Genomic DNA, 26,239 nt, shown 5'->3' with positions numbered 1-26,239 from the left:
TCACGTTACGCGGTCACTGAAGAATTTAATATGAAATATCAACAACTAGAAAATCTTGAGTGCGGGTGGAAATGGAAATACCTGGTGAAGAAGCATCGGGAGGGAGAAGAGATTACGCGTTTTCTCGAGCAAAGCGCTGCGGATGACGCCGTACAGGCATTGCTTAAAATGGAAAATCAGCCGGTGAAAGTGCTGGAGTGGATTGCACAATGTATGAATCCCTCATTAGAAAACCGGATGAAGCAAACGATTCGTGCACGGCGTAAACGTCATTTCAACGCAGAGCACCAGCATACACGCAAGAAATCGATCGATCTGGAATATCTGGTCTGGCAGCGTCTTGCGGCTCTCGCTCAGAGACGTGGGGTGACCTTATCAGAAACGATTGTGCAGTTAATCGAAGACGCTGAGCACAAGGAAAAATATGCCAGCCAGATGTCGCTGCTTAAGCAGGATCTTAAAGCCATTCTGAATAAAGACGAGACGTGATTGGTTTTTTGTCATTGATCGCACTGACAAACATGCATAAAAAACGCAGGGAGCGTTTTCAACGTTGCAAAGCAACGGCCCACAGGGTGACGGACAAGGATGTTCTGCATAAAAAAAACCTCGCCGGAGCGAGGTTTTTTTTCGTTAATAACTTAAGCCTGAGGCTGAGTTACAACGTCTTTGATGCCTTTAACTTCGATCTCTACGCGACGATCCGGTGCCAGGCAGTCGATCAGCGCAGCACGAGGTTTCACGTTGTCACAGGTAGAACCGGTAACTGGTTGAGATTTACCTAAGCCACGAGCAGAGACTTTGTTCGCAGGGATACCTTTAGAAACCAGGTAATCAACGACGCTCTGTGCGCGTTTTTCAGACAGGCCTTGGTTGTACTGCTCTGAACCTAAACGGTCAGTGAAGCCCAGAACAACAACGGAACCGTCTTTCGGATCCAGAGAGCTCAGCTGGGTGTACAGTTGATCCAGTGATTGCTGGCCTTCTGCTTTCAGCGTTGCTTTGTTGAAGTTGAACAGGACGTCAGATTTCAGCGTGAAACGCTTGGTTTCAACAACTGGAGCCGGAGCTGGAGTTGGAGCCGGAGCAACAACTGGTGCTACGCGGTCATCCTGGCCGAAACGGTAAGACAGGCCAACGCTCATCAGCAGGTTGTCTGGACGGGCACCAACGGTACCAGCATCACCAATGTTGCTTACCCATTGGTAGTCAACACGTGCAGCCCAGTTTTTGTCGATAGCGTATTCAACACCAACTGCAGCCAGCGGAGAAACGCCAGTGTCGTCGTTGTTGATGTCGCCGCCGCCGATAGCCGCGTGGCTGTCTGCGCGCCATACCATGCCGCCCAGACGGCTATAAACGTCCAGATCAGGCAGAACTGGGTAGCTCAGTTTAGCAGCCAGTTGGATGCCCTGTGCTTTGAAGCTTGCGCTGTCTGCTCCGTTAGCAGCAGAACCGGCATACTTCATGCGGCCCAGCCAATCGTAGCCCATTTCAAAGCCCAGGTACGGGTTGGCTTGATAACCAACAAATGCACCAGCGCCTAACTTGCTTTTGATCGGGTTGTTATTGATACCGGTGTAACCATTGCCGTAGAAACCAGTATCGTGGAATTGAGACACACCCAGTTTACCACCGGTGTACCAGGTATTGTCTTTAGGAGCTGCTTGCGCGACGGTCGCGAAGCTAGCCAGTGCCACTGCAACTGCGATAGCTGTTTTTTTCATTTTACGCCTCATTATCATCCAAATCGGCAATTAACCCGGAGGGCTAATAAACCTTTGGTTAAAATCCTTTGGTCGGAGACTTTGCCCTTATTTATGACTCGCTGTCAGTCAACTGACGTTATAAAAGAGCAACTCCAGCGAGTTAAAGTCTACAACGTGATGAGAAAGTTACAAGTATGATGTGATTTACGTCATAAGAAAATCGCACGATTCATACATACTTGCTAACAAATAGTAGATGCTTTTGACAGATCTTACGCCTTTTAGCTGTATCAAATATATCCAAAAAGCCCGCAGAATACCGCTCTGCGGCGATCGACAAGACATATAACCTGGATAAGCTGAGAAAATTCTTAATTTACTTAATGATACAATGTCGAATGAATTTTAAGGCTAGGAAACAGTCTATAGGCGTCACCGCCAGCACTTTCTGGCCGCATAATAAAGCCATACGTATTTCCTGCCTGTGCGGCGTGTCGTAACCGAACCTTCTCTTCTTCCGTCAATTCGTGCGGTAACCAGCATAAAACAGCGCTGTAATTCCCTGTCAGCAAGGCTCTTTCCATGGCATCAACTGTAAACAGCGGATTGATGTGGTGGAGTTGCACCATTTTATCCAGCGGCAGCCCAGATTGCTGGACCCAAGGGCGGCTCAATTTTTGCTGTGGCGAAAGCCATAACAGCCAACGAGACTGCGTGCCTAGCTGCTGTAAAAGCGGTAATAACAGGTGTGTGACTATGGGCTGATCGGCGTTGTACACGATTTCGCTGATAATTCCACCTGTGGCAACCGAGGGCTCCGCAGCGTGTTGATTTGCAGAAAATGATGACGGCTCGATGTTGTGAGAGCGGATTGATTGCGTACGCATAATGAGTTCTACCCATAGTGTTACTGTATGAACATACAGTATCTGCTGTATGCGTGAAAATCAACCTGATTTTTTGAAAGCGCTTCGCATATTCCTTATGTAAGGGACAGTAAACACATTTACTGTTTGAAGCCGCATCGGGGCTGTGGTTAATTATTTGTTCCTGCTACAAATATTTTTAATTGTTCAGGACGAGATCATTTCAATACTAAGGATTATGGCAATGAAGCAATTATGCAAAAAAAGGATTTTGCAATCTCAGCAGTCTTTTTCATCTTTGGGGGACATCACTTCGCGTTCCCAATTTGGTGGCTACAGCATCGCAGCAAATAAAACGATTTTTGGACTGGTGTCTGAAGGGGAGCTTTATCTTCGCGCCAGTAAGAAGGATGAAAAATATTTTCAGCAGCGTGATATGCCTAATCTGATTTATACCAAGCGCGGTATGCCCGTTCCGTTGAATTACTTTCTTGTCGATGACGCATTATGGCAAGAATCTGAGCAGCTATTGTATTTCGCCCATCTGGCGTTGGGAGGCGCGCAGTATGATAAAGCAGTCAGAAGTACCAACGGGCGGTTAAAGGATCTTCCGAATCTTAACCACGATATCGAGCGGCTACTGTGGAAAGCGGGGATCAAGAATGTCGATGAATTACAGCATTATGGTGCGAAAAACAGCTATCTCGAGTTGAGAAAGGTTCGCGCTAATCTGAGTGTTAATGTGCTATTGGCGCTGGCTGGCGCCATTTGCGGCACACATCAGGCGGCACTCCCTCGCGGTATCCGCAATGAACTGTTGGAATGGTATAAAAACAATGCGGTCTCCAAAGGGCCAAAGCACTAAGGGATGCGTCTATTTCACTGTGTCATCATGTCATTTTTTAGCTGTACGAGTTCAGGTAAGAGACCGATCAGCAGGCCGATTTGCTGAATAATTAATGATTCTTTACTGTCTGACTCGGGTGAAAGGGATTGAAGGCTGGCGGTAATGGTTTTCAATCCCTGATTGATACGCAAACTTTCCTCTTCGCTACAGTGTAGCGCATCATCAACATGACAAACGGCATTATCCAGCAACTGCAGCGTTTCCGTTGAGGTAATCTTCCCGCGGTGTGCGCCGAGCGTCGAAATATAGCTTAGCAACGTATGATTCAGACACATAAAGCGGAAGGCGCTGTCCAGCTTGCTTCTGGTCGCATGAGGTTCTGAAGACATATTCGACACAACGGATGCCAGTTCGGCATCGCAGTTATGCGCATCGCGGCGGGCAATACGATAAGGCAGGCTATTATCTTTCCCCTGATAATATTGGACCATGATCGCATCAAGATAACGGCAGTTGGCGTCCAATGTCTTATTGATGACGGTTGGCAGACCGCGGAAGCGCCAGTCCGGCCAAATAAAACTCACCGCCGCCCATGCGATGGCACACCCGAGTAGCGTATCAATGATGCGTGGCACCGCAACCTCAAAGCCTTCACCCAACAGGTTGAAACAGAGCAGGACAAGCAGCGTAATAAACATGGTCGCGTGGGCGTACTGCACGTTGCGAAAGGCGAAAAATAGTACGCCGCTAATAACGATCAACGTTAGCTGTCCTTCCAGCGAAGGAACGAAGTACAGGATGGGTAAGCCGAGCAAAATACCTGTCAATGTCCCGATGATTCTCAACGTCAGCCGCCGCCGAGTGGCGTTATAGTTAGGCTGACAAACAAACAGGCTGGTGAGCAGAATCCAGTAACCGTGTTGCAGGCCCGTTATCTGAATCAACGCGTAGCCGCTACAGAGCAGCACGGACATACGGATGGCATGACGAAACAGCGCTGACTGTGGCGTCAGATGGCGGCTAATGCGCAAGCGGATGTCGCTCCAGCCCGTGATTTTGTCGTCTGCCAGCGTGTTTTCCGGGTTGTTCTCTTGCTCAATGGCCTGTTCGGATTCGATAGTCGCGAGCTGGGCATCAATGGCGCGTAAATTATTTAAGAGATAAGTGAGCGCCTTAATTTGCGAGGCGTCCGCCATGTTGTTGGCAGCGATACGCGCAATAGCAGATTCGAGATGCACGAAAGCCCGCTCAATGCGGCCGTCATGCTGATATTTTTGATGCAGTAGAATGGATTGCGACAGTTGCTGACAGGCTTTGGCCTGCATACTCAATAGGCGCTGAAAGCGAAAGAGGACGTCGCTATAACGCAGTTTCTCACGCAATTGTGGATAGTAAACATGCGACGAACTGGCCCGTTCGTGAATATCCTGCGCGACGAAATAGTAGTGCAGCGTTTGACGTGTCCCGCGCTGACCGCGATCGCCACGCAGGCGCGTTAACAGCGATGACTTGGTCTGATTGAGCGTCGCAACCAGTTGGCTGTTTGCCATCGCGACGTCAATGAGGGGCTTGTCAGTTTCTTCTTCAATATCGGGATCGAAGAGGTTGGCTTTGGCATCCAGATAGCGGGCCAACTGCTGATAACACTGCGCGAGGTTATCCTGCAACGGGCGGATGGGGAAGATCAGATGGCCGAATAGCGTCAGCAGATTGTACCAGGAGGCCCCGATCAGCAGCATGATGGGCTGCTGATACCAGTTGTCGTAAAGGGATATGCCCAGCATGGTGTAAATCGCGATCAGCAGTGCGCCGAATGCGATGGTGGCATAGCGTTGCCCTAATGCGCCGAGCAGAATAAAGCCGCAGGTCGATACCGCCAGACCGAGGCCAAATAGCCAGGGGTGGGGGAAAAGCAGTTCGATCGAGACGGAAGCGACAAAAAAACAGGCCAGCGTAATGAACAAATTACGCAGGCGCCCGGTGAGGCGATCGTCAAGGTCGGTGAGGGCGGCCGCGACGACGCCAAGCGTGACGGGGATTGTCGATGTTGGCTGACCCAGCCACCAGGGAACTGCCGCCGCACCACTCAGTGCAATAAGGATGCGAATGGTATACAGCCAGCTGCTGTTATACACATAGCGGCGAATTCCCGGGGCGAAGGTGAGCAACGTAATATCCTTAGATGCCGTTAGCGAAAATGGCGGCGGGCATTGTTTTCCCTCGCTGCCTGCGCCAGTTCGACGGAAACCACGCGACGCCCTACTGGCCACAGCGCGATGGCGGCAATTTTAAAATTGGCAATGCCAACAGGAATGCCAATGATCGTAATGCACTGTGCGATGCCTGTAATAATGTGCGACAGGCAAAGCCACCAGCCAAAGAAAATGAACCAGAAAATGTTCAGCAGCGATCCGCCCGCGCTGAGAATGGCGCTCTTTTCATCTGGGCGTAGCTCATCAACATGGATCGCTTCATTACCATAAGGCAAGAGCGACAACTTGGTGATTTCCCAGCATGAGCGCGTTAGCGGTAAGGTAAAAATCAGCAACACGCTGACGACTGTTGCCAGAAGCCAGGCTAACGTGGTGAAAAAACCACCTAATACGAAATTAAGGATATTCAACACAGTACGCATAGTCTCTCCTGTACTTGTAAGGTAACCAGATAACGTCCCAAACTCGCTGATGGTAAAAGAATTATCACATTAAGCAGTAGGATATCCTAACCTGTTTTTAAGGCTAGAGCGTGAAGTCCGATAACGGGTAAACTAGGGAACAGATAAACGACAAAAAATGGACAAATAACCTCTCACATAGTCATGGCGCGAACATCATGGAACTGAAATCTACCTCGTTAGGTAAACATCTGGCCCAGCATCCCTACAATCGGGTGCGGTTATTGAATGCCGGTGTCGAAGTGAGTGGCGATAAACATCAATACCTGATCCCTTTTAATCAGTTGCTGAGTATTCATTGTAAAAGAGGGCTGGTGTGGGGAGAGCTGGAATTTGAATTGCCAGCCGGAAAAGTGGTGCGCCTGCACGGAACAGAGTGGCAGGAAACGCAGGCTTTTTACCGCCATCTTCTAAAATCCTGGCTCGACTGGAGCGAGGAGATGAGTCTGATCAGCGCTGAAGTTTTGCAGCGCCAAACGGACAATATTCAAACGCTGACGCAGCAGGACAAATGGTTTAGCCGTCAGGCCCTGACTACGTTGCAGAATGCCATTCGCGATTCGCTGGGGGCTTTGCCTCTGCCTGTTTCTCGTCTTGAAACTTTTGATAACTGCCGTGATAACTACTGGCACTGCTTACGCTGGCTTGAGCAGGGTGATGAGATGCGCACGGCGGTGAATCAGGCATGGATGGATCGCACGCTGGCGGCAGAACAGGCTTTCTTTGAAACGGTGGAGAGTTCGCCATTAAATGTGTCGCAGAGTAAAGCGGTGATTAATGGCGAAGAGGGCGTGTTGGTATTGGCTGGGGCTGGCAGCGGAAAAACCTCCGTGCTGGTGGCCCGAGCCGCGTGGTTAATGCACCGACAAGAGGCCACGCCCGATCAAATTTTGCTGCTGGCATTTGGCCGTAAAGCGGCAGAAGAGATGAACGATCGCATTCGGGAGCGGCTTCATACGGATGAGATTCAGGCTAAGACGTTCCATGCATTGGCATTGCACATCATTCAGCAGGCTAGCCGCAAGGCCCCGATGATAAGCCAGTTAGAAAGTGATGCGAAACAGCGTCGCGAACTGCTGATTTCTCACTGGCAGCAGCAGTGTGCAGAGAAAAAAACGCAGGCTAACGGTTGGCGACGCTGGTTAACGGAAGAGCTGGAGTGGGATGTGCCAGAAGGCGATTTCTGGAACGATCCGAAGTTGGCGGGGCGGTTGGCCGGGCGACTTGAGCGCTGGTTAGGATTGATGCGTATGCACGGCGGCAGCCAGAGTGAAATGGTTGAGCAGGCACCAGAATCCATTCGGACAGAGTTTCAGCAGCGCATTCGCCTGATGGCACCGTTGTTGAAAGCCTGGAAAAAAGCGCTTAAGGACGAGAACGCGGTCGATTTTTCTGGCCTCATCCATCAGGCTGTGAACCTGCTGGATAAAGGGCGCTTTGTGAGCCCATGGAAGCACATTCTGGTAGACGAATTTCAGGATATTTCGCCACAGCGTGCGAGTTTACTTGCAGCACTGCGTCGACAAAATAGTCGCACCTGTCTTTTTGCCGTTGGGGATGACTGGCAGGCCATTTACCGTTTTAGCGGTGCTGAGCTGGCGTTGACGACGGCATTTGAACAGCATTTCGGCGTAGGCGAGCAATGCGCGCTGGATACCACCTATCGCTTTAATGAACGCATTGGTGAAATTGCGAATACGTTCATACAGCAAAACCCGTATCAGTTGAAGAAACCGCTTAATAGCCTGAGCAAAGGGGATAAAAAAGCGGTGACTATTCTGCCTCAGGAGCAGCTTGAGCCACTTCTGGATAAACTGAGCGGTTTTGTGAAAGCGGATGAACGCATTCTCGTGCTTGCGCGTTATCACCATTTACGCCCGGCGATTTTAGAGAAGGCAGCAACAAAATGGCCTAATTTGCACATTGATTTCATGACGGTGCATGCCAGCAAAGGGCAGCAGGCGGAATATGTCATTATCGTGGGCATGCATGAAGGGAAAGACGGGTTCCCGGCACCGGCAAGAGAGTCCGTGATTGAAGCGGTGCTGTTACCTGAACCGGAGGACTTCCCCGATGCGGAAGAGCGGCGTTTACTGTATGTGGCGTTGACGAGGGCGAAACATCGCGTGTGGTTGCTACAGGATGTGGCGAATCCATCGGTGTTTATTGAACATCTTCATCGCTTAGGTGTACCGACGCAGCGTAAGCCGGGGTAACGAAAAGAGAGAAGTAAAACAGAAGAGACCAGCGTCGACAGCGTAGTACGCCGCTGGTCCATTATGATGTACTGATATTATTTTAGACGGTCTTGCAAGTAGCGCTGGTAATCAGGAATGGCGATTTGAACGGATTCTTTAAATAGCGCTGAGTTAATCAGGAAATCTGCCGTTGCCCGGTTGGTGGCGACAGGAATGTTCCACACTGTAGCCAGTCTCAGCAGCGCCTTCACATCAGGATCGTGTGGTACGGCGTTGAGTGGATCCCAAAAGAAGATCATTAAATCGATTTTCCCTTCGGAAATGAGTGCGCCAACCTGCTGGTCACCCCCCATCGGTCCACTTAGCATGCTTTTTACGGGCAGCCCCGTGTTTAACTGAATCAGGTTGCCGGTGGTTCCAGTAGCGTAAAGCGTGTGCTCTGTGAGCTGTTGTTTATTCGTACCAACCCAATCCAGCAAAGATTGTTTACAGTGGTCGTGTGCGACCAGCGCGATATGTTTTTGCGCGGGGATAGTACGGGTGGTGAACTCCATGGTTACGTCCTTCAATCTGGTGTAGTAAAGCTGACGCTAGGGTACAGACAGATTACGGAAACGTAGTTTCAGTGCAAAGCGATAAAAGCAGGAAAAGGCGAACGGGTATCAAAAATCAGATGTGACTGCGCGTAAAATCACCAGCTTACAGATTCATTCAGTGCGGTAGCAAAGCCCGCAACTGAAGCCCCGTTCGCCGCTGCGTTGTATTCTGACATTTTTCGCTCTATATCGAGCAGCTCATTGTCTGCGATCGCAATTGCATCGGTACGCAGGGGGATAGCCTGATTTTTTTCATCAAGCAATTGATATTGAGGCTGGGCGGTAAAGTTTTTGCGATCCTGAAGGGTTTGCAGCGGCGGTAGCTTAAATGACACCGATGCCACTTTTTCCGTGTTAAAGGTCGCAATAAAGGTTGAAGGGAAATAGGTCACTGGCGCACCGGTCTGGGCATCGACAGTATCGACGACTTTGAACAGAATCTGGTGTTGCCCACTGCCAAGTTCGAGGCTATCGGCACCTTTCAGCAACGAGCCTGACATCTTTTGCCCGTCAACCATAAGGAGATCGATTTTCTGATCTAATTTCAACGTTGTTGCCGCCATTGCAGAGGTATTTAAACCTGCAATAACCAGGCAGACAGTGATGAAGCCGAATTTCATAATTTTCCCAAATGGAACGTAATCCGAGTATTGTTGAGGAATTGTCTGAATGTGTCAAAGGTTTCAATTTGAAACAGGCTGTTATGGCATTTTTCGCGCTATAGGGCGCAGATGGAGGTGGTCTTAAGCCATTTCATGCTATTCGTAGAATGTGCGATACACTGTAATCAATCACGCAAGAGAGGTTGAATAGCATGAATGACAGAGAGATTGAGTCTGTACTGAAAACGGTAAAAACCATTGCGTTAGTGGGGGCCAGCGATAATCCGTCCCGTCCGAGTTATGGTGTGATGGCGTATTTACTTAAGCAGGGCTACGACGTTATCCCCGTTAGTCCCAAACTGGCCGGCCAGACGCTGTTAGGTCAAAAAGCGTATGCCAGCTTAGAGGATATTCCTAAACCAGTTGATATGGTCGATGTTTTTCGCCAGCCGGAAGCGGCCTATGAGATTGCCAAAGAGGCCATCGCCATCGGCGCAACCGTTCTGTGGCTACAGATTGGCGTCATTAATGAGCAAGCCGCCATTTTGGCTCACGATGCCGGGCTGAAAGTCGTCATGGATCGCTGTCCGAAAATTGAAATCCCGCGGCTGGGGTTGGAGAAATAAGTTACAGAATTAGGCGATGCTGAATATCACAACATCGCCAATGCCTGCCTCTGGTCATCAGTATCTGCTTTTAGTGAAAAATTAATGGCGCAGCTGTGGAGCGCGGCGCTGAATGACCTCGGCTAATTCGTTTAGCGAAGGGTGCTCATGCTCAGAAAGCTCTTCCTTCATCAGCTGTGCTTCTGCCAGATAAGTATGAATCGGTTGGCCTTCGTCATCTTCCATCACAACGTGGTACCACGGTTCGGAGCGCGGCGTGTCATTGCCGCTAATTTCTTCCCAGGTGGGCGTGTCTAATGAGTATTCGGGATCGATATCGATAACAACCCCTGGAAATCCCAGTTGTCTATGACGAATCTGTTGTCCGATACCAAATTTACAGATGATCATATAACCCCCCTGGAAATAGATTACACTTTCTACTCGTTGTGGATGGCGTGAAGGAAAAGTCACCGCATCCGATAACGCCTTTTAGCGTACAGCGTTTTTTCAAGTCATGTGCTCGTTGATGAATCGCTGGCTGAACACATTATTAACAGTATGGTGTAAATTTTTAGAAGATACAGGTCTGCTAATGAAATGTTGTGTGGTCGCAGGGCTGGAAAGGGGGGAAGAAGATGGCAAAGATAGCGATGGCCGCCTATGTCTATGGTCTGGTTCAGGGCGTGGGATTTCGTTACAGCACGCAGCATCAGGCTATGCAGCTTGGGCTCAATGGCTATGCACGCAATTGTGATGATGGCAGCGTAGAGGTCGTAGCAAGCGGTGAACCTCATGCGGTAGATGCGTTGATTGAATGGCTGAAGCAAGGAGGCCCACGAAGCGCCAGAGTGGATAAGGTGCTTATTGAGCCACATGGTAAGACGGACTATGAAGGTTTTACGATCCGCTATTGAACCTGAGTGACGCTAGATGCATTTCACTGGTTTGGGTAAGCCGGCGATTTTAGTTGCCTGCTTGGCTGGCCCTTTCGGGAACAGTTTGTACAGGTAGCGGCTATTTCCTTTCTCCTCACCATACTTTTGCGCCATCGCCTTAACCAACATGCGTATCGCGGGTGACGTATTGAACTCCTGATAAAAATTCCGCACAAACCGGACGACTTCCCAATGCGGTTCAGTCAACACGATGCCTTCCTGTTCCGCTAACACGGGAGCCAATGCTTCACTCCATGCAGTGCTGTCCATCAGGTAACCCTGCGCGTCAGTTGCGATTGTTCGCCCTTCAAAATCCAACATCTTCTCTCCGACTGCGATAGTTCAGCACGCAGTTTAACAAATTTTTCTGTCTGCGCCGGAATAAAAAAAGCCCCAGATGGGGCTTTCTCGGTGTGGCGATAGACGAGACTTAGTCGTTACGCATGATGCCCAGAATGCTCAACAGGCTAACGAAGATATTGTATATCGCGACATACAGGCTAACCGTCGCCCGGATGTAGTTGGTTTCGCCACCGTGGATGATGTTACTGGTTTCCCACAGGATGGCACCAGCAGAGAAAAGAATAAACAGGGCGCTGATTGCCAGATGCAAGGCCGGAATCTGTAAGAACAGATTGGCGATAACGGCAACAACCAGAACAACAAATCCAGCCATCATCATGCCTGACAGGAAGGACATATCCTTACGTGTCGTTAAGACATAAGCTGAACAGCAGAAGAACACCACCGCCGTGCCGCCGAGGGCCAGCATGACAATGTCGCCTGCGCCGGAAGAAATCAGCGAGCTTAAAATTGGGCCCAGCGTATAACCCATGAATCCGGTCAGTGCGAACGCCGCCAGAATACCTGCAGGGCTGTTGGCCAGTTTGTGCGTCAGGAACATCAGACCATAAAACCCAACCAGCATCAGAATTAAGCCAGGGGCAGGTAGGTTAAGTACGGTACTTGCCGTTGCGGTAACGGCTGAAAAACCCAGTGTCAGCGACAGCAGGAAATAGGTGTTGCGCAGCACTTTGTGCGTGCTGAGTAGCGAGCTTTCACGGGTAGAAGAAACAACAATACGATCCATATCAGCGACTCTCTCTTCAGGGTGCTATTATCCAATGTCAAAGAGTAAATAGTTTCATGACGTTATTAAAGGTGGTTTACCCATCTTTACGCTGAAATTTTTCATTTTTCTGCCCAGCGCGTGTGTTTTGTTCAGCAAGTGGTGTGATACCGGAGATAAATTGCACGATTTTATCCGTTGCGTGGTGGTTTTGCGTCCAATTACTCTGCGTTAGACTATTTTTCAGGCAATTGAGCGCTGTGATGCTTTACAAGATCTCACACACTGTTTATAGTTCGCGTCATTGCGGAGGAGTGGCCGAGTGGTTGAAGGCACCGGTCTTGAAAACCGGCGACGCGAAAGTGTTCTAGAGTTCGAATCTCTACTCCTCCGCCACAAAATTCAACGGGTTAGCTTAGGCTAGCCCGTTTTCGTTTCTGCTATCAAATCCCAGAATCGTTTTTTATCTTGCGCCGCTGATGTGGTTGTTGTCCGTAACAATCTTCGCGCTGAACATGTTCCCCGCGCCGAGCATATTGAAACGTGTAGCGAAAACGACACGAATTTTTCCCCTCACCTATTCATTCAGAAATGAATACTAACGATTGGTAAAAAATAAATAAGCATCGCGTTATTCATCAGTAATAAATCGATAGTTATTGCTCAATAATAACAATATAAATACCGATGTTATCTATTGCTTACATATTCCTGTTCGGCCTTGCGTACATTAAATAAAATGCTGAACTAGAACATATGCATGTTACTGCACGCGATAGGTTGATGTATTGACTACAGATTAAATCAGGAAATCATCCTGAGTTTTATAAACAACCAGATCGAGCAATGTGCGATATTTTTCCTGAAAAGCGGCATTGGCCTCTGTTTCAATCTTGTGGACTAATTTAGCGATGATGGCCTTGTTACTGACGGAATGGCCAGATTGAATGATCTCTTCCACAATGTTGCCAAGCATTTCCATATCGCTGATCTGAGAGTCAAGACTGAGAACATCAGATATCGGGAGCTCGTTTTGGGGCACCTCTGAATGCATTGCTTTTCCTCCCTTAGCGCTTTCTGACAGGGTGAATACACGCCTTGCCAGACAGCACGAACGCGCTATCCGCCAGACATGAAGAAATGGTTACTTAACTTTAGTCGATCATACGCATAAAACCAGTCGATAAGATAAATAAACACCGCGTTACTCGGCAATGCTTCCAAACGTGAAAGGATGACGGCGATCAATGGTCAGGCGGATAAATATGAATTGCTCATTTCCCACCAATATTATGTCTGAAATAATTATACGAGATACATAACTTCAATAAGTTAAACATAACGAGAGAAAAGGAGGCAGGTAAAAACATTCACTGAACATAAAGACTATTAATACATTTTGATGACGACCCATAAGATTTTGATCTGTACAAGAAGATGACATTTTTCTGTGATACCTGCAGTTTATCAATAAATGTCTTTTTATCAAAAGAGTGCTGTAGTTTACCTGGAGCGTTGGCATGCAAAAGATCAGAGCAAAAGCAGTTTGTCTTTTCCGCAATAATGGCAAAATTCTGTTAGCCGAAGGGCATGACCCGATAAAAGATGAGCACTATGTGTTGCCGCTCGGTGGTGGCATCGATTTTGGTGAACTGTCGCAGGCCGCGGCGGAGAGGGAAGTTCAGGAGGAAATCAGTGCCGCGACCAAGGACTTTTCGCTGTTGGGCGTTTCAGAGAATATTTTCTCCTACAATGGCAAGCCGGGTCATGAGATTGTCTTTGTTTATGAGGCCCGCTTTCAGGATGAGTCCCTTTATCAACACGATATCATTCATGGTATCGAGACAAACGGTGTTCCGATCGTGACTCGCTGGTTTGATATTGATTTGCTGCGCTCAGGGGAAATCAAGTTTTATCCTCATGGTATAGTGGACATGATCTAGTCGGAATTGACGGGTTGGGATGATGGTATGCCGCTGCCTCCGTGATGATAATCCGTGCCGATGTTAAGCGTCGAAATAAGGAAAAAAAGATGCAGGTTTTGATAGTGATTGATATGCAAAATGCGGTGTTTTCAACGCCAAGAGCGCGACAAGCGCAGACGGTCGCATTGATAAACCAGCTTTCAGAGGCAGCAGATCGGACGATTTTTATTCAGCATGAAGAAGACGGCATGCTGTCTGGCAGCGATGGGTGGCAGCTATTACCTGAATTGCATCAGCCAGAGGGGAGCCTGTTTATCACCAAAACAGCGTGCGATGCATTTTACCGTACGCCGTTAGCCGATGTGCTGACTGAGTTGGGTGTTAACCATATTACGATTTGCGGATGTGCGACAGATTATTGTGTTGATGCAACCATTAAAAATGCAGCCAGCCGAGGCTATGCGCTGACGATTGCTGCTGATGCGCACACGACGGCGAATCGCGGCGAACTGAAAGCCGAACAGCTAGTCACGCATTACAACGACGTGTGGCGGAATTTTATTATTCCGGGCAACACGATTACGGTAGAAACTACGGAGCACATCGTTGCTTCATGGAAGATGAGTCGTTAGTTCCATGCTGAATATTATTTCTGTCAGAAATCGCCCCGAATACAAAGAGCAGGCGATCCAGTACTTCCAACGCCACTGGGCATCAGATGAGACGCTGATGCTTTACGAAGATTGTATCAGCCACTGCATTGATGCGGAAAACCCATTGCCAGATTGGTATCTGCTGGAAAAGGACGGGCAGATTATTGGCGGTGCGGGGTTAATTACCAATGATTTCATCAGCCGCATGGATCTTTATCCCTGGCTGTGTGCGCTTTACGTTGAAGAGAACTATCGTGGCAAAGGTTATGCGGGACGGTTGATTGAGCATCTTGCTCAGGAAACTCGCCGTGCTGGCTTTTCTGCATTGCATTTATGCACCGAGTTACTCGGTTTTTATGAACGGTATGGGTTTCACTTTATCGGAATGGGCTATCACCCCTGGGGTGAATCGTCACGTATCTATTCACGATCGCTTTAAAGGAAAATTACATGTGAGCTAACGGCTTACTTTGTGCGCCGATTGGGCTAAAAGTTGCAGGCAACATGCATAAAAGTGAACGGGATCATATTTTGCTGACGAGGGGCAGACTACGCTTCTTACAGACTGACAGGTAATCAGTTATCCACGCAGGGGAGAGGTGATTATGTACACGAGCATTCTGGTGCCAGTAGATATAGAAGAAGATGAACTCACCAAACACGCGCTTACGCATGCAGTCAGGTTGGCCAAAATGTCGGGTGCCGCAATCCACCTCTTTCATTCCCTCCCAGATGCGTCGGCGTTTTTGTCTGCTTATTCTTTTGGCATAAAAGAGTTGGAGAATGAGGCGGTGGTGAAAGCGAATGACAAGCTGAAATCACTGATGAAAACGATCGACCTTCCTGCCTCGCGTTTGTCATGCAGCGTTAGTTTTGGCTCGGCCAGAGACGAAGTGTTAGCGCTGGCGGAGGAGATTAATGCAGATTTAATCGTCATCGGTTCGCGGCGACCGAATGTGAAAACCTATCTACTGGGTTCAAATGCCGCAGCAATCGTTCGTCATGCCAAAATGTCAGTCTTAGTTGTCCGCTAGTTTTTGCATAACGCTGCTGCCGCGTCTGAGGTTGGGGACGGGGCAGCAATCCTACGCTGAGACCGCTTTAAAAAATGGAGAACAGCAGGACAACGGGAAAGCTCAACGGCCAGGTTAGCCCCACTATCAACGAGGCAAAGAATCGGATGAGTAGGGATTTATCTTTACTTAACAAGAACGTCACGATCAGGGAAACGACAAAGCCGATCATGTAGGTAAGTTTAATGAGTTCCCATGGGGAATGATGTGGCACGTTTGTTTCCTTTTATCCTCGCAGCACCTGCATTTTATGTTGTTAATATTTTACGATCAATTTTTTAACCCTTAATGGGTAGTGGGTGACATTGTTCTGCGGTACGTATCTTGTACTGCAGTTATTATCCTCTGGTTAAAATGAGACCCTTGGTATGAAAGCAACGCTGGCTGTTGCGATGGTGTGTGCTATGACCCTGCTTTCTATTTCTACGCCTAGTATGGCGAAAAATGGCCGAATTTCTGATGAACAGATCAAAGAACAGATCATTCAGGAATCGATTTCGTCTTATTCTGGCAATTGTCCTTGCCCTTATAATTCAGCACGTAATGGCAGCAAGTGTGGTAAACGTAGCGCATGGAGCCGGGCGGGGGGATATTCGCCAATCTGTTACAAAGACGAAGTGACTCGGAAAATGATTGACGATTGGAGAATGAAAAACGGAAATGGATAGTATTCAGCAGGGAAATAAAAATAGCGCAATAATAATCTCTTTGCTAAGAATCTAATTACGCTTTTTCTGTGACAGAAATATTAAATTTTTATTTCAGTATGGACATTACCTGCTGGCTGTCATAGCTTACTATTTTACCCCATGAGAAAGGTAATAAAATGAGTGAGATATCTAGTCTGTCCCTGAAGATTTCCTCAGAATTGAAAGAAAAAATCAAAGCGGCCGCCCTGGAAAACGAAGTATCTATCAGTGCAGAAGTCAGCGCCCGATTACTGAGAAGCTTTGATGAAAGCCACCAGGCCTCTGAGTTGTCTCCTGAGCTAGTGGACAGTCAGGGTACAGAAGAAGTCGGAGCAGAAGCGCCGTTGACGCAGAAAGAGCTAAAGAAAGTTCGTGATTTGCTGAAAGGTAAATCCAAAGCAGCTTCCAAGAAAAAGTAATACAGATATGTGACGTTGAATCGCTGATTGATTCAAAACGTAAATAATAAAATTAAATCACCCAGAGGTCTTGATAAAAAGACCTCTGGGTGTGTTTATTTTCTCAACGCATCCTGCCTGTAATACTGCGAGTACAGAAAGTGAAAATCACTTGAAAGTATCCTATTTCATTCACCTGATTCGGCTAATTCCATATATGCCCGCTCTCCATACGCGGCATAATATAAATTCAGGCTGTGTTTATTTAATTTTATAATGAAGTGTTACCTTTTATTTTTGAGTTTATTGTTACATTCTAAATGCAATATTTACCCTACATGAAAAGATATATATCTTATAAATAGATAGATTATAAAAAAATGATCGATTTAATAGATATTAAATCCATAAGTTAGAAAATATAAAGATTATCTACAAAAGGCCGATACCCCCTTCGGCGTAAGGAGGACGTGTTCTGGTTTTTATTCACCCTTGTCGCTGCTATTTAACCCTAATTTTAGTAGCGGTAATGCTCCTGGATTTTATGGTGCATGTGGGAATGCAAGAAACCAATCATGGACGAGAACGTGCGGTGAAAGATGAGGTGTAAAGGATGACGTTTTTTCCACTGTCGGAGTGTGCAGATATCTTGTACCGAGCGCCGTATCTGGCTAGACCCATTCGACCGCGCTGTGATGGATGTGGTTTTGATGAGCATGTCTATCTACACATTGTTTATGTTTCTCACCAGGGCATATAAATAATCTGTCCAGAGGTGTGTGTTTTTTGTTATGAAAAAGAGTATTGGAGCTACCTGTATTTATTAAATAAATATTAATTTTTTAATTATATATTTTTATACAGATAGAGAAAATTAATTAAGGAGATGTTAATGAGTTTGTCCAACTGGCGTATAGGATATCGATTAGGGGCGGGATTTTCTTTTCTAGTCTTAATGCTTTTGGTAATTGGCAGCGTTGCAATTTCAAAGCTAAGTGACTTTCACGAAAAAATGGATGAGATTGTTTCGCAAAATTACCCACTCACCGTCAAAAGTAACAAGCTCATTGATGAGCTGAACGGTTATCTCAATAATCAGCAGCTGTTGCTCTTACTTAAATCAGAAAGTGAAATTAACAAACAGTTGGCGTTGAACAAAGAGCGTTCAGGAACGATATCTGAACTCATGGAGTATTTGAACCAATCGGTAAGCGATGATAAATCCGTTGCGATATTGCGTGATATTGGCGATATTCGCCGCGATTTCCTTGGTTCAGCGAACAAACTCTCTGCACTGGTCTCAGCAGGTAACACCGACGCGGCAGCCGAAGAGTACTTCAATGTCACGCGTGTTAGCCAGGCGAAATACACCAGTAAAGTCAATGAATTCATCGATGTACAGGATGATAAAATGTCATCCTCAGCGCAAGAAGTGGGTGACAGCTATAAAAATGCGCTGATGGTTCTTGCTACGATTATTATCATCAGTGCGCTGGCTGGATTGATTATTGCCTCACTGATTACCCGCAGCGTAACTCAGCCGATACAGGAAGCGCTAGGTGTAGCCGAAAATGTCGCGAAAGGCGATCTGACCTCTGAAATCTATACCGAGCGTAAAGATGAAACCGGCCAGTTGTTATCCGCCTTAAATAATATGAACAGCAGCTTAAGGCAGATTGTCAGCCAGGTGCGTGACGGGGCAGAAACGATCTCCAGCGCTGCATCGCAAATTGCTGCGGGGAATCAGGATTTATCTGCCCGCACGGAAGAACAGGCCAGCTCGCTGGAAGAAACGGCGTCATCGATGGAACAATTGACGTCGACGATAAGAAATACCGCCGATAATACGACGCAGGCGACAGACCTTGCGGCTAGCGCGTCTGAAACCGTGAAAAAAAGCGGTATTATGATGGAAACGGTAACGCAGGAAATGCGCGGTATCCGTGATTCGTCACAGCGTATGGCGGAAATTATCGGCGTGATTGATGGCATTGCATTCCAAACTAACATTCTGGCGCTGAACGCGGCCGTTGAAGCGGCACGTGCCGGTGAACAGGGCAGAGGGTTTGCCGTTGTCGCCAGTGAGGTACGCGCGCTGGCTCAGCGAAGCGCTACGGCGGCAAAAGAAATCAAAGAGCTTATCGATGATTCGTTCAAGAAAGTGCAGGACGGCATGGGGTTGGTAGAAAAAACCGGCGTCACGATGAACTCACTGGTGACGAATGTGCAGGGCGTAACGGGAATCATCAGCGAAATTGCGCAGGCCAGCCGTGAGCAAAGCGATGGAATCAACCAGATTAACCTGGCCGTTGGGCAGATTGATACGACAACCCAGCAAAACGCCGCGCTGGTTGAAGAATCTGCTGCCGCTGCGCTCTCTTTGCAGGATCAAGCCAATAGCCTCGCGCGCACGGTCAGCGTATTCAACCTTGGTGCATCGTACAAAAGTGCAGCGTTAAATAGAAAAGCAGAAACGCCCGCGCTGGCTGCCCCTAAAAATGGCCGTACAGAAAAAACAGCAGCCAAAGGTGAATTAGCGGACTGGACCACGTTCTAACATTTTGTCGTTAAGCTGTATTGTTGATTGACCGCCATTGTGTGCACAAGTTGTGTAACACAATGGCGGTTTTTTATTGCCGTGTCGGGCAATGGTGACAGTACGGAAATCAGCTTGTAGCGATAGTTTGCTTAGGGTGATTCATATACCACCGAACAACGTCAATGAGCAGGAAGATGAGCAGGCTGATCCCCATGACCGGCAAGCTCACTGCCAGCAGCAGCGTAATAAGCGCAATCAGCAGACGCTGAAAGAGCGGAACCCTCAACAATGCCGCCGTCAGCGTGTTGACTGGGTTAGCGTCATGGCGAGATTTTGGACGACGTATCCACCACATCCGGTAGCCCCATACAATCATCGTACAGAGCCCAAGACCAAACGCCGCGAGGATGAGTTGGTTTGGTAAACCGAATAACACGCCCATATGTGCATCTACTCCCCAGCGGGTGAGTTTGGCGGCAAGCGGGAAGGTGTTGAAATCGGTTTTGTCTACAATCTCCAGCGTATCTGGGTTAACCGACACGGCATCAACCTGCGTTGGCCAAGCACGATCGATCTCACTGACGGTCCAGGCACGGTGCGGCTTGGTGGCAGGGCGGATTTCGATTTTATTGGCATCAATCCCAGCATCGCGTGCGGCAGCTAACACCTCATCAAATAACGCGGGTGAAGCGGCTTCGACATCCTCCATGGGCATCGATGCATGGTGCTCTGCGTGTTCATCCGCAGTCATAGCCATATCGTGACCGTGCATCATGTCGTGATGAGACATCGGTGTGGGCAACTGTGTGTTCACCGATGGGGTCTGCCACCCTAGTGCGGTACGCGCGACAGAAATGTTGCTTCCCGCCCATTGCGACCAGGTTAACCCCGTTACGGAGAAAAAGAGCAAACCCAGCACAAGGGTTAGCCCCATCGTGGCGTGCCAGTGACGCAGGCGCTGCGTCTTGGCTGTTGTCGTCCGGCTATTCTTCAACTTCCGTCGTTTGGTCGCTGACGACAGATGTCGAGTTGACCACCAGATAACAATGCCGCCCAGTGCCGCGACCCACAGCCAGGATGCTGCCAGCTCGCTGTAATTACGCCCGACATCGCCTAACAGCAGCCCGCGGTGCAGGTAATCAAGCCAGGTACGGAATGGCAGAATGCCGCTGGTGCCGTAAACAATCTCACTGCCACGATTTTCCAGTGAAACCGGATCGATGAAAACGGCGCGGCTTTCCGATGGCCCCAATTCCGGCAAGGCAAACATGACGCGGGTGGTTTCTCCGGCTACCGGTGCAGGGCGTATTGCAAGCAGTTTTGCATCCTGACGGTGAGCGAGCCCTGCCTGTGCTGCATGGATTTGCTCAGACAGAGAATGTGGCGTGCCCTGACTCTCGGTGAAAAGCTGGTGTGAATACAGCTGGTTTTCAATCTGCGGTGTCAAAACATACAGCGTCCCTGTCAGAGCGGCGACAAAAATAAAAGGACCGACAAAAATACCGATATAGAAATGAAGCCGGATGAACAGGGCAACGATCGCAGCACGTGGCGAGATGTTATCCATCGCGTGTTTATCCGACGCCGTTTCTCCGGCTGGGCGTGAGCCGGAGGCGGCAGCAGTGGCTGATGCCTGATTAGGGTGTGACATAGACCCCTCTGAAATCACTTAGCAAAAAAATGATCACACGCCACACCTGAAAGGGTATAGCGCGATGCGTTATAAATGCACATGAGCATGATGATGCGTGATTCAGAAAGGCGGGGCGCGGACTACAGGAGAAGCATAACGTTCAGGAAGGACAATGCGGGAAATAAAATGAATAACCAGTGCTTCTGATAAAGACGCAGTCAGTATGGGATTAGGAGAGCCTGTTGCGAACAGCGCTGGCGTATACGAAAAGAGTACGCAGTAACCGCAAGCAGCATGGTCCATCATCATGGATGGCGATGAGGGAGAATGGTGTGATTGCGTCGCATGATGCCCGGACATCTGATGTCCGGTATGATTATGATGCGGTTCGGCTATACTGCCGCTATGGCTGGCGGACGCGGCTGTATCATGTGCGTCGACCGTATGTGCAGTAGGACTATATGCAGTAGAGCTATGCGTGTGTGTACCATTTTCATGAGCATGGGCCCCATAAAGCACCAGTGTTTGTGAAATCACTGGGGCAATGAAAATGGTCAAAATAGCGAAGATGCCGACCCAGGCTGGGAAACTTCGCCGTCGTAGTGCGGACAAAAGCATAGCAGTCTTAATTCAACAATACCGGGTTCAGCCAAGGAGTGTACTTTACTTGTCCCTGCATTGTTACACAAATGTTTATACCCGGCATACTGCAAGTGACAGGTGAAGTGCTGTCGCCATCCGTTCTGATTTCTATCAATGCCACGTCAGGAAATTGCATGGGCGTAAACGGAATAATCCTACGCACGCGCAGGGCGATATTCGCTATAGTCCGTGGCTGTTTTCCATTTTGACAACCCGGTTTATCATGCTTTAGCGTTCTCGTTGTTTAAACGCTGACCTATTATGATGAACAATATCTTTATCAAGTTGTCGGAAAGCTAACTTATCCATTAATATGGATTTTAGTTGATTGAAGCACACGAACAGGGGGAGCTGTGCTGGATAATAAATTTGGGTTTAAACAGCGGGTTGCTAGCCTTCGCTGGCTGTCCGCCGCCGTTATGTTGTCAGTAAGCGCAGCGCCAGCTTGGGCATTCTCTATTGATGATGTGGCACAGCAGGCCGAAAAGCTGGCTGAAAAGGGTTTTGAAGCGCCGAAAAGTAATCTTCCTGCGCAATTCCGTGATATGAAATTTGCGGACTACCAGCAAATTCGTTTCAATAACGACAAATCATACTGGAATAATGTACAGACGCCTTTCAAACTCCAGTTTTACCATCAGGGCATGTATTTCGATACCCCGGTGAAAATTAATGAAGTGACGGCGACAACGGTTGATGAGATTAAATACTCTCCTGAGTATTTTGATTTCGGTTCCGTCAATCACGATCCTGAAACGGTTAAAAATCTCGGCTTTGCCGGTTTTAAAGTTCTCTATCCGATCAATAAAGCAGATAAGAACGATGAAATTGTCAGCATGCTGGGTGCCAGCTATTTCCGTGTGGTAGGTAAGGGCCAGATTTATGGCTTATCTGCGCGTGGTTTGGCGATCGATACAGCGTTGCCTTCTGGTGAAGAATTCCCGCGTTTCCGTGAGTTCTGGATTGAACGTCCAAAACCAAATGATAAACACCTGGTGATTTATGCGCTGTTGGATTCGCCACGTGCTGCAGGGGCTTACCGTTTTACCGTTTATCCGGGGCGTGACAGCGTCGTAGACGTTCAGGCGAAAGTCTTCCTGCGCGATAAAGTGGGCAAGCTGGGTATCGCTCCGCTGACCAGTATGTATCTGTTTGGACCGAACCAGCCGTCGCCAACGCTGAACTACCGTCCAGCGCTGAACGACTCTAACGGTCTGTCAATTCATGCCGGTAATGGCGAATGGATTTGGCGTCCGCTGAATAATCCTAAGCACCTGTCCGTGAGCACTTATGCGGTAGAAAATCCGAAAGGGTTTGGTCTGCTGCAGCGTGGCCGTGATTTCGCCGCCTACGAAGATCTTGATGACCGTTACGATCTGCGTCCAAGTGGCTGGGTTGAGCCAAAAGGCGAGTGGGGCAAAGGAAAAGTTGAGCTGGTTGAAATCCCTACCGCGGATGAAACCAACGACAATATCGTTGCCTTCTGGACACCTGATGTGTTGCCAGAAACGGGCAAACCGCTGGATATTAAATATCGTCTGCACTTTACGCGCGACGAAGATCAACTGCATTCCCCGAACATTGCCTATGTTCAACAGACTCGCCGTTCTGCCGGTGATGTTAAACAATCTAACCTGATCCGCCAGCCTGACGGCACGATCGCTTACATTGTGGATTTTGTTGGACCGAATTTAAAAGAGTTGGATGAGAGCACTCCGGTCGCTTCTCAGGTCAGCATTGGCGACAACGGCGAGATTGTAGAAAATAATGTTCGCTATAACCCGGTAACTCATGGCTGGCGTCTGACGCTGCGTTTGCGTGTGAAGGATGCGAAACAGCCGACTGAAATGAGAGCTGCGTTGGTTAATGGCGAGACGACATTGACTGAAACCTGGAGCAATCAGCTGCCTGCTAATGAATAAGTCAACTTCTTCTCTCGATTATATTGAGAAGCTTCCTCTGCCTGCTCCGCAGGCAGAGGTTCTTCGCGAAAAATTACCGCAAGCGGCCTGGAACGATCAGGCCGTTTTGCATCAGGCTTTGTCTGAAGGCAGCCAGTCTGAAGGTCGTCAGGTCAATGTTCAGGCAGAAGACGATGTTGCGCTGCATTCTGTGCAGGCTCGTCTTGAAATGGCCTGGGCTGATGGTCTGGACAACGGCAAGCAGCTCGGCACAGACAGGGAAGGGCGGACAGCATTAAAAGCGATGCCTGTCATCACCCGCGCCTCAATGTTCCCTGATGTTTGGCGGACGAACCCATTGATTCGCTGGTGGGAAAGTCTGCTGGGCCGTACCGTGCCGCCTCGTCCTCATTACAGCCCGGAAGAGAAAATTTCCGAAAACCGCTGGCGCCTGGTGGGGACAATCCGCCGCTATATTCTGCTGGTGTTGACGCTGTTCCAGACGGCGATCGCCACCTGGTACATGAAAACCATCCTGCCTTATCAGGGATGGGCGCTGATCGATCCGTTTGAAATGGCGGGTCAGCCGTGGACGCGCTCGGTGATGCAATTGCTGCCTTATGTGCTACAAAGCGGCATACTCGTTCTGTTCGCGGTGCTGTTCTGTTGGGTGTCGGCCGGGTTCTGGACCGCGCTGATGGGCTTCCTGCAACTGCTGATTGGTCGAGATAAATACAGTATCTCTTCCACGACAGTGGGTAACGAGGCGCTGAATCCCGAGCATCGCACGGCGTTAATCATGCCGATTTGTAACGAAGACGTAGAACGCGTGTTTGCGGGATTACGTGCGACGTATGAATCAGTTGAAGCGACGGGCAACCTTGAACATTTTGATATTTACGTCCTGAGCGACAGTAACGATCCCGATATCTGCGTAGCAGAGCAAAAAGCCTGGATGGAGCTGTGTCGTGATGTTGGCGGAGCAGGGCGCATTTTCTATCGCCGCCGTCGCCGTCGCGTCAAACGTAAGAGCGGGAATATCGATGATTTCTGCCGCCGTTGGGGTAACCAGTACAGCTACATGGTGATTCTGGATGCCGATAGCGTAATGAGCGGCGAATGTCTGACGTCTCTGGTCAGGCTGATGGAAGCCAATCCGAACGCTGGCATCATCCAGTCCTCGCCGAAAGCATCGGGCATGGATACGCTATATGCACGCTGCCAGCAGTTTGCAACGCGTGTCTATGGGCCGCTGTTCACCGCGGGCCTGCATTTTTGGCAGTTGGGTGAGTCGCACTACTGGGGACATAACGCGATTATCCGCGTTAAACCGTTCATCGAGCACTGCGCTCTGGCGCCATTGCCGGGTGAAGGTTCGTTCGCGGGGGCGATTCTGTCTCACGACTTCGTTGAAGCTGCGCTGATGCGCCGTGCTGGATGGGGCGTATGGATTGCATACGACCTGCCGGGAAGCTATGAAGAGCTGCCGCCTAACCTGTTGGATGAACTGAAACGTGACCGCCGCTGGTGCCATGGTAACCTGATGAATTTCCGGTTGTTCCTGGTTAAAGGTATGCATCCGGTTCACCGTGCCGTTTTCCTTACCGGTGTGATGTCTTACCTGTCTGCACCGCTGTGGTTTATGTTCCTGGTGCTCTCTACAGCCTTACAGGTTGTGCATACGCTGATGGAACCACAGTACTTCTTGCAGCCTCGACAGCTGTTCCCCGTCTGGCCACAGTGGCGGCCGGAACTGGCTATCGCGCTCTTCTCGACGACATTGGTCTTGTTGTTCTTGCCAAAACTGTTGAGCGTGATTCTGGTGTGGGCGAAAGGGGCAAAAGAGTACGGTGGCGCTATCCGGGTATTCCTTTCCCTGCTGCTGGAAATGCTGTTCTCAGTCCTGCTGGCACCGGTTCGTATGCTGTTCCACACGGTGTTTGTTGTCAGTGCGTTTCTCGGCTGGTCGGTGCAGTGGAATTCTCCACAGCGTGATGACGATGCGACCCCGTGGAGTGAGGCGTTTGTGCGCCACGGTTCTCAGCTGATTCTGGGGCTGGTCTGGGCGATTGGCATGGCATGGCTGGATCTACGCTTCCTGTGGTGGCTGGCTCCGATTGTCTTCTCGCTGATTTTGTCGCCGTTCGTTTCGGTTTATTCGAGCCGTGCGTCATTGGGGCTGGGCTGTAAGCGTGCCAAGCTGTTGATGATACCGGAAGAGTTTAATCCGCCGCGCGAACTGGTCGCTACGGATGAATATTGCCGGTTGAACCACCAGCGTAGACTCGATAACGGGTTTATGCAGGCTGTCTTTGATCCGTCAATTAACGCCCTTGCCAGTGCAATGGCGACGGCGCGCCATAGCTTCAGCCGAGCAATTGAAGACGTACGTGAGCAGAATGTGCGTGATGCGTTGAATCGCAAGCCGGAAGAGGTGAGCAATAATCAGCGTCTGGCGTTGCTTAGCGATCCTGTGACGATATCGCGCCTGCACTACCATGTGTGGCAAAAGCCGGAAACGTATGCTGCGTGGGTTGAGTCTTACCAGAAACTGCCCGCACCTCATATCAAAAGCTAACTGCTTGTAGTGTAGAAAATTAGTGGTGTGAAAGATAAAGCAACGGCAATCAATGCCGTTGCTTTTTTTTCGACTGTCATAAGGTGTCGCAGCTCCTGAAACTA

The 26,239-nt window shown here is 49.0% G+C and carries 27 protein-coding genes and 1 tRNA gene; 15 read left to right on the top strand and 13 right to left on the bottom strand.

Features of this window, described 5'->3' with window-relative positions:
- Window positions 1-30 precede the first annotated feature (30 nt).
- Window positions 31-489, top strand: a complete 459-nt coding sequence (gene matP, locus NXT09_RS06350) for a macrodomain Ter protein MatP (protein ID WP_014915873.1) — start codon at window positions 31-33, stop codon at window positions 487-489.
- 152 nt (window positions 490-641) lie between these two features.
- Here the strand turns inward: matP and ompA are convergent, their stop codons facing one another.
- Window positions 642-1,727 carry a porin OmpA gene (ompA, locus tag NXT09_RS06345; RefSeq protein ID WP_205554647.1) on the bottom strand — a complete coding sequence of 362 codons (1,086 nt, stop codon included), beginning with the start codon at window positions 1,725-1,727 and terminating at the stop codon, window positions 642-644.
- A gap of 362 nt (window positions 1,728-2,089) precedes the next feature.
- Entirely contained in the window at window positions 2,090-2,596 is a 507-nt protein-coding gene (gene sulA, locus NXT09_RS06340; RefSeq protein WP_095699904.1) for an SOS-induced cell division inhibitor SulA, read from the bottom strand.
- 223 nt (window positions 2,597-2,819) lie between these two features.
- Between sulA and NXT09_RS06335 the strand changes: the two genes are divergently transcribed.
- Window positions 2,820-3,440, top strand: a complete 621-nt coding sequence (locus NXT09_RS06335; RefSeq protein ID WP_205554675.1) for a TfoX/Sxy family DNA transformation protein — start codon at window positions 2,820-2,822, stop codon at window positions 3,438-3,440.
- Between the two features lie 14 nt (window positions 3,441-3,454).
- Here NXT09_RS06335 and yccS read toward each other — a convergent pair whose 3' ends face one another.
- Window positions 3,455-5,590: a YccS family putative transporter gene (gene yccS, locus NXT09_RS06330; protein WP_268579168.1), complete on the bottom strand. Its 2,136-nt coding sequence runs from the start codon at window positions 5,588-5,590 to the stop codon at window positions 3,455-3,457.
- Between the two features lie 20 nt (window positions 5,591-5,610).
- Window positions 5,611-6,057: a YccF domain-containing protein gene (locus NXT09_RS06325; protein WP_010276031.1), complete on the bottom strand. Its 447-nt coding sequence runs from the start codon at window positions 6,055-6,057 to the stop codon at window positions 5,611-5,613.
- 197 nt (window positions 6,058-6,254) lie between these two features.
- Between NXT09_RS06325 and helD the strand changes: the two genes are divergently transcribed.
- On the top strand, window positions 6,255-8,312 hold the full coding sequence (gene helD / locus NXT09_RS06320; protein ID WP_268579167.1) for a DNA helicase IV: 2,058 nt from the start codon (window positions 6,255-6,257) through the stop codon (window positions 8,310-8,312).
- Window positions 8,313-8,389: 77 nt separating this feature from the next.
- On the opposite strand, the gene NXT09_RS06315 is transcribed toward helD, so the two are convergent.
- Together NXT09_RS06315 and NXT09_RS06310 are read right to left on the bottom strand one after the other, a co-directional pair.
- A complete protein-coding gene (locus tag NXT09_RS06315; RefSeq protein ID WP_014915868.1) occupies window positions 8,390-8,848 on the bottom strand; it encodes a methylglyoxal synthase in 459 nt (152 codons plus the stop codon).
- A gap of 137 nt (window positions 8,849-8,985) precedes the next feature.
- Window positions 8,986-9,510 carry a DUF2057 family protein gene (locus NXT09_RS06310; RefSeq protein ID WP_240583254.1) on the bottom strand — a complete coding sequence of 175 codons (525 nt, stop codon included), beginning with the start codon at window positions 9,508-9,510 and terminating at the stop codon, window positions 8,986-8,988.
- 194 nt (window positions 9,511-9,704) lie between these two features.
- Here NXT09_RS06310 and NXT09_RS06305 point away from each other — a divergent pair, with 194 nt between their 5' ends.
- Window positions 9,705-10,118: a CoA-binding protein gene (locus NXT09_RS06305; RefSeq protein ID WP_240583253.1), complete on the top strand. Its 414-nt coding sequence runs from the start codon at window positions 9,705-9,707 to the stop codon at window positions 10,116-10,118.
- 81 nt (window positions 10,119-10,199) lie between these two features.
- On the opposite strand, the gene hspQ is transcribed toward NXT09_RS06305, so the two are convergent.
- Window positions 10,200-10,508 (bottom strand): heat shock protein HspQ, encoded by a 309-nt coding sequence (gene hspQ, locus NXT09_RS06300; RefSeq protein WP_010276051.1) that lies wholly within the window; start codon window positions 10,506-10,508, stop codon window positions 10,200-10,202.
- Between the two features lie 227 nt (window positions 10,509-10,735).
- Between hspQ and yccX the strand changes: the two genes are divergently transcribed.
- Complete coding sequence (yccX, locus tag NXT09_RS06295) at window positions 10,736-11,014, top strand: acylphosphatase (RefSeq protein ID WP_268579166.1); 279 nt, start codon at window positions 10,736-10,738, stop codon at window positions 11,012-11,014.
- A 12-nt stretch (window positions 11,015-11,026) separates the two neighbouring features.
- Here the strand turns inward: yccX and tusE are convergent, their stop codons facing one another.
- Both tusE and yccA read right to left on the bottom strand, forming a co-directional pair.
- Window positions 11,027-11,356, bottom strand: coding sequence for a sulfurtransferase TusE (gene tusE / locus NXT09_RS06290; RefSeq protein ID WP_268579165.1), 330 nt, complete (start codon window positions 11,354-11,356; stop codon window positions 11,027-11,029).
- A gap of 109 nt (window positions 11,357-11,465) precedes the next feature.
- A complete protein-coding gene (gene yccA / locus NXT09_RS06285; RefSeq protein WP_103860384.1) occupies window positions 11,466-12,125 on the bottom strand; it encodes an FtsH protease modulator YccA in 660 nt (219 codons plus the stop codon).
- A 287-nt stretch (window positions 12,126-12,412) separates the two neighbouring features.
- Here yccA and NXT09_RS06280 point away from each other — a divergent pair.
- A tRNA-Ser gene (locus tag NXT09_RS06280) sits at window positions 12,413-12,500 on the top strand.
- A 403-nt stretch (window positions 12,501-12,903) separates the two neighbouring features.
- On the opposite strand, the gene NXT09_RS06275 is transcribed toward NXT09_RS06280, so the two are convergent.
- Window positions 12,904-13,158 carry a biofilm/acid-resistance regulator YmgB/AriR gene (locus tag NXT09_RS06275; protein ID WP_014915862.1) on the bottom strand — a complete coding sequence of 85 codons (255 nt, stop codon included), beginning with the start codon at window positions 13,156-13,158 and terminating at the stop codon, window positions 12,904-12,906.
- A 466-nt stretch (window positions 13,159-13,624) separates the two neighbouring features.
- On the opposite strand from NXT09_RS06275, the gene NXT09_RS06270 reads away from it, so the two are divergent.
- The 4 genes from NXT09_RS06270 to NXT09_RS06255 all read left to right on the top strand — a co-directional run bounded on the left by NXT09_RS06270 (window position 13,625) and on the right by NXT09_RS06255 (window position 15,716).
- A complete protein-coding gene (locus NXT09_RS06270) occupies window positions 13,625-14,047 on the top strand; it encodes an NUDIX hydrolase (protein ID WP_268579164.1) in 423 nt (140 codons plus the stop codon).
- Window positions 14,048-14,136: 89 nt separating this feature from the next.
- The gene (locus tag NXT09_RS06265; RefSeq protein ID WP_205554623.1) at window positions 14,137-14,661 is read left to right on the top strand and encodes an isochorismatase family protein; all 525 of its coding nucleotides are present in this window, start codon (window positions 14,137-14,139) and stop codon (window positions 14,659-14,661) included.
- Window positions 14,662-14,665: 4 nt separating this feature from the next.
- The gene (locus NXT09_RS06260) at window positions 14,666-15,121 is read left to right on the top strand and encodes a GNAT family N-acetyltransferase (protein WP_268579163.1); all 456 of its coding nucleotides are present in this window, start codon (window positions 14,666-14,668) and stop codon (window positions 15,119-15,121) included.
- Between the two features lie 166 nt (window positions 15,122-15,287).
- Complete coding sequence (locus NXT09_RS06255; protein WP_014915858.1) at window positions 15,288-15,716, top strand: universal stress protein; 429 nt, start codon at window positions 15,288-15,290, stop codon at window positions 15,714-15,716.
- Between the two features lie 67 nt (window positions 15,717-15,783).
- On the opposite strand, the gene NXT09_RS06250 is transcribed toward NXT09_RS06255, so the two are convergent.
- Window positions 15,784-15,969: a GhoT/OrtT family toxin gene (locus NXT09_RS06250; protein ID WP_039275654.1), complete on the bottom strand. Its 186-nt coding sequence runs from the start codon at window positions 15,967-15,969 to the stop codon at window positions 15,784-15,786.
- 154 nt (window positions 15,970-16,123) lie between these two features.
- Between NXT09_RS06250 and NXT09_RS06245 the strand changes: the two genes are divergently transcribed.
- The 3 genes from NXT09_RS06245 to NXT09_RS06235 all read left to right on the top strand — a co-directional run bounded on the left by NXT09_RS06245 (window position 16,124) and on the right by NXT09_RS06235 (window position 19,399).
- Window positions 16,124-16,423, top strand: coding sequence for a hypothetical protein (locus tag NXT09_RS06245; RefSeq protein WP_268579162.1), 300 nt, complete (start codon window positions 16,124-16,126; stop codon window positions 16,421-16,423).
- Between the two features lie 158 nt (window positions 16,424-16,581).
- Complete coding sequence (locus NXT09_RS06240) at window positions 16,582-16,863, top strand: hypothetical protein (protein ID WP_205554617.1); 282 nt, start codon at window positions 16,582-16,584, stop codon at window positions 16,861-16,863.
- Between the two features lie 871 nt (window positions 16,864-17,734).
- Entirely contained in the window at window positions 17,735-19,399 is a 1,665-nt protein-coding gene (locus NXT09_RS06235; RefSeq protein ID WP_268579161.1) for a methyl-accepting chemotaxis protein, read from the top strand.
- A 109-nt stretch (window positions 19,400-19,508) separates the two neighbouring features.
- Here NXT09_RS06235 and NXT09_RS06230 read toward each other — a convergent pair whose 3' ends face one another.
- On the bottom strand, window positions 19,509-21,032 hold the full coding sequence (locus tag NXT09_RS06230; RefSeq protein ID WP_268579160.1) for a PepSY-associated TM helix domain-containing protein: 1,524 nt from the start codon (window positions 21,030-21,032) through the stop codon (window positions 19,509-19,511).
- 102 nt (window positions 21,033-21,134) lie between these two features.
- Window positions 21,135-21,632: a DUF2946 domain-containing protein gene (locus NXT09_RS06225; protein WP_268579159.1), complete on the bottom strand. Its 498-nt coding sequence runs from the start codon at window positions 21,630-21,632 to the stop codon at window positions 21,135-21,137.
- A gap of 443 nt (window positions 21,633-22,075) precedes the next feature.
- Between NXT09_RS06225 and NXT09_RS06220 the strand changes: the two genes are divergently transcribed.
- Both NXT09_RS06220 and mdoH read left to right on the top strand, forming a co-directional pair.
- Window positions 22,076-23,578, top strand: coding sequence for a glucan biosynthesis protein G (locus NXT09_RS06220; RefSeq protein ID WP_240346588.1), 1,503 nt, complete (start codon window positions 22,076-22,078; stop codon window positions 23,576-23,578).
- Window positions 23,571-26,135 carry a glucans biosynthesis glucosyltransferase MdoH gene (mdoH, locus tag NXT09_RS06215; protein ID WP_268579158.1) on the top strand — a complete coding sequence of 855 codons (2,565 nt, stop codon included), beginning with the start codon at window positions 23,571-23,573 and terminating at the stop codon, window positions 26,133-26,135. Before NXT09_RS06220 ends, mdoH begins: the two co-directional genes overlap by 8 nt.
- Window positions 26,136-26,239: the final 104 nt, after the last annotated feature.

Origin of the sequence: Pectobacterium jejuense, assembly GCF_026800125.1 — a bacterium.
GTDB classification, from domain to species: domain Bacteria; phylum Pseudomonadota; class Gammaproteobacteria; order Enterobacterales; family Enterobacteriaceae; genus Pectobacterium; species Pectobacterium jejuense.
The sequence above is the reverse complement of the archived record's forward strand: the minus strand, read 5'-3'. Positions and strand labels throughout refer to the sequence as shown.

Excerpts from the sequence above, each read along its gene's own strand:
- NXT09_RS06275 (WP_014915862.1), bottom strand. The coding sequence starts at position 13,158 with ATGCATTCAGAGGTGCCCCAAAACGAGCTCCCGATATCTGATGTTCTC.
- NXT09_RS06230 (WP_268579160.1), bottom strand. The coding sequence starts at position 21,032 with ATGTCACACCCTAATCAGGCATCAGCCACTGCTGCCGCCTCCGGCTCA.
- NXT09_RS06310 (WP_240583254.1), bottom strand. The coding sequence starts at position 9,510 with ATGAAATTCGGCTTCATCACTGTCTGCCTGGTTATTGCAGGTTTAAAT.
- NXT09_RS06315 (WP_014915868.1), bottom strand. The coding sequence starts at position 8,848 with ATGGAGTTCACCACCCGTACTATCCCCGCGCAAAAACATATCGCGCTG.
- yccA (WP_103860384.1), bottom strand. The coding sequence starts at position 12,125 with ATGGATCGTATTGTTGTTTCTTCTACCCGTGAAAGCTCGCTACTCAGC.
- NXT09_RS06305 (WP_240583253.1), top strand. The coding sequence starts at position 9,705 with ATGAATGACAGAGAGATTGAGTCTGTACTGAAAACGGTAAAAACCATT.
- NXT09_RS06260 (WP_268579163.1), top strand. The coding sequence starts at position 14,666 with ATGCTGAATATTATTTCTGTCAGAAATCGCCCCGAATACAAAGAGCAG.
- NXT09_RS06265 (WP_205554623.1), top strand. The coding sequence starts at position 14,137 with ATGCAGGTTTTGATAGTGATTGATATGCAAAATGCGGTGTTTTCAACG.
- NXT09_RS06220 (WP_240346588.1), top strand. The coding sequence starts at position 22,076 with ATGTTGTCAGTAAGCGCAGCGCCAGCTTGGGCATTCTCTATTGATGAT.
- NXT09_RS06325 (WP_010276031.1), bottom strand. The coding sequence starts at position 6,057 with ATGCGTACTGTGTTGAATATCCTTAATTTCGTATTAGGTGGTTTTTTC.
- ompA (WP_205554647.1), bottom strand. The coding sequence starts at position 1,727 with ATGAAAAAAACAGCTATCGCAGTTGCAGTGGCACTGGCTAGCTTCGCG.
- NXT09_RS06245 (WP_268579162.1), top strand. The coding sequence starts at position 16,124 with ATGAAAGCAACGCTGGCTGTTGCGATGGTGTGTGCTATGACCCTGCTT.
- tusE (WP_268579165.1), bottom strand. The coding sequence starts at position 11,356 with ATGTTGGATTTTGAAGGGCGAACAATCGCAACTGACGCGCAGGGTTAC.
- NXT09_RS06270 (WP_268579164.1), top strand. The coding sequence starts at position 13,625 with ATGCAAAAGATCAGAGCAAAAGCAGTTTGTCTTTTCCGCAATAATGGC.
- NXT09_RS06335 (WP_205554675.1), top strand. The coding sequence starts at position 2,820 with ATGAAGCAATTATGCAAAAAAAGGATTTTGCAATCTCAGCAGTCTTTT.
- yccX (WP_268579166.1), top strand. The coding sequence starts at position 10,736 with ATGGCAAAGATAGCGATGGCCGCCTATGTCTATGGTCTGGTTCAGGGC.
- hspQ (WP_010276051.1), bottom strand. The coding sequence starts at position 10,508 with ATGATCATCTGTAAATTTGGTATCGGACAACAGATTCGTCATAGACAA.
- NXT09_RS06255 (WP_014915858.1), top strand. The coding sequence starts at position 15,288 with ATGTACACGAGCATTCTGGTGCCAGTAGATATAGAAGAAGATGAACTC.
- helD (WP_268579167.1), top strand. The coding sequence starts at position 6,255 with ATGGAACTGAAATCTACCTCGTTAGGTAAACATCTGGCCCAGCATCCC.
- NXT09_RS06240 (WP_205554617.1), top strand. The coding sequence starts at position 16,582 with ATGAGTGAGATATCTAGTCTGTCCCTGAAGATTTCCTCAGAATTGAAA.
- NXT09_RS06225 (WP_268579159.1), bottom strand. The coding sequence starts at position 21,632 with ATGCTTTTGTCCGCACTACGACGGCGAAGTTTCCCAGCCTGGGTCGGC.
- mdoH (WP_268579158.1), top strand. The coding sequence starts at position 23,571 with ATGAATAAGTCAACTTCTTCTCTCGATTATATTGAGAAGCTTCCTCTG.
- NXT09_RS06235 (WP_268579161.1), top strand. The coding sequence starts at position 17,735 with ATGAGTTTGTCCAACTGGCGTATAGGATATCGATTAGGGGCGGGATTT.
- matP (WP_014915873.1), top strand. The coding sequence starts at position 31 with ATGAAATATCAACAACTAGAAAATCTTGAGTGCGGGTGGAAATGGAAA.
- sulA (WP_095699904.1), bottom strand. The coding sequence starts at position 2,596 with ATGCGTACGCAATCAATCCGCTCTCACAACATCGAGCCGTCATCATTT.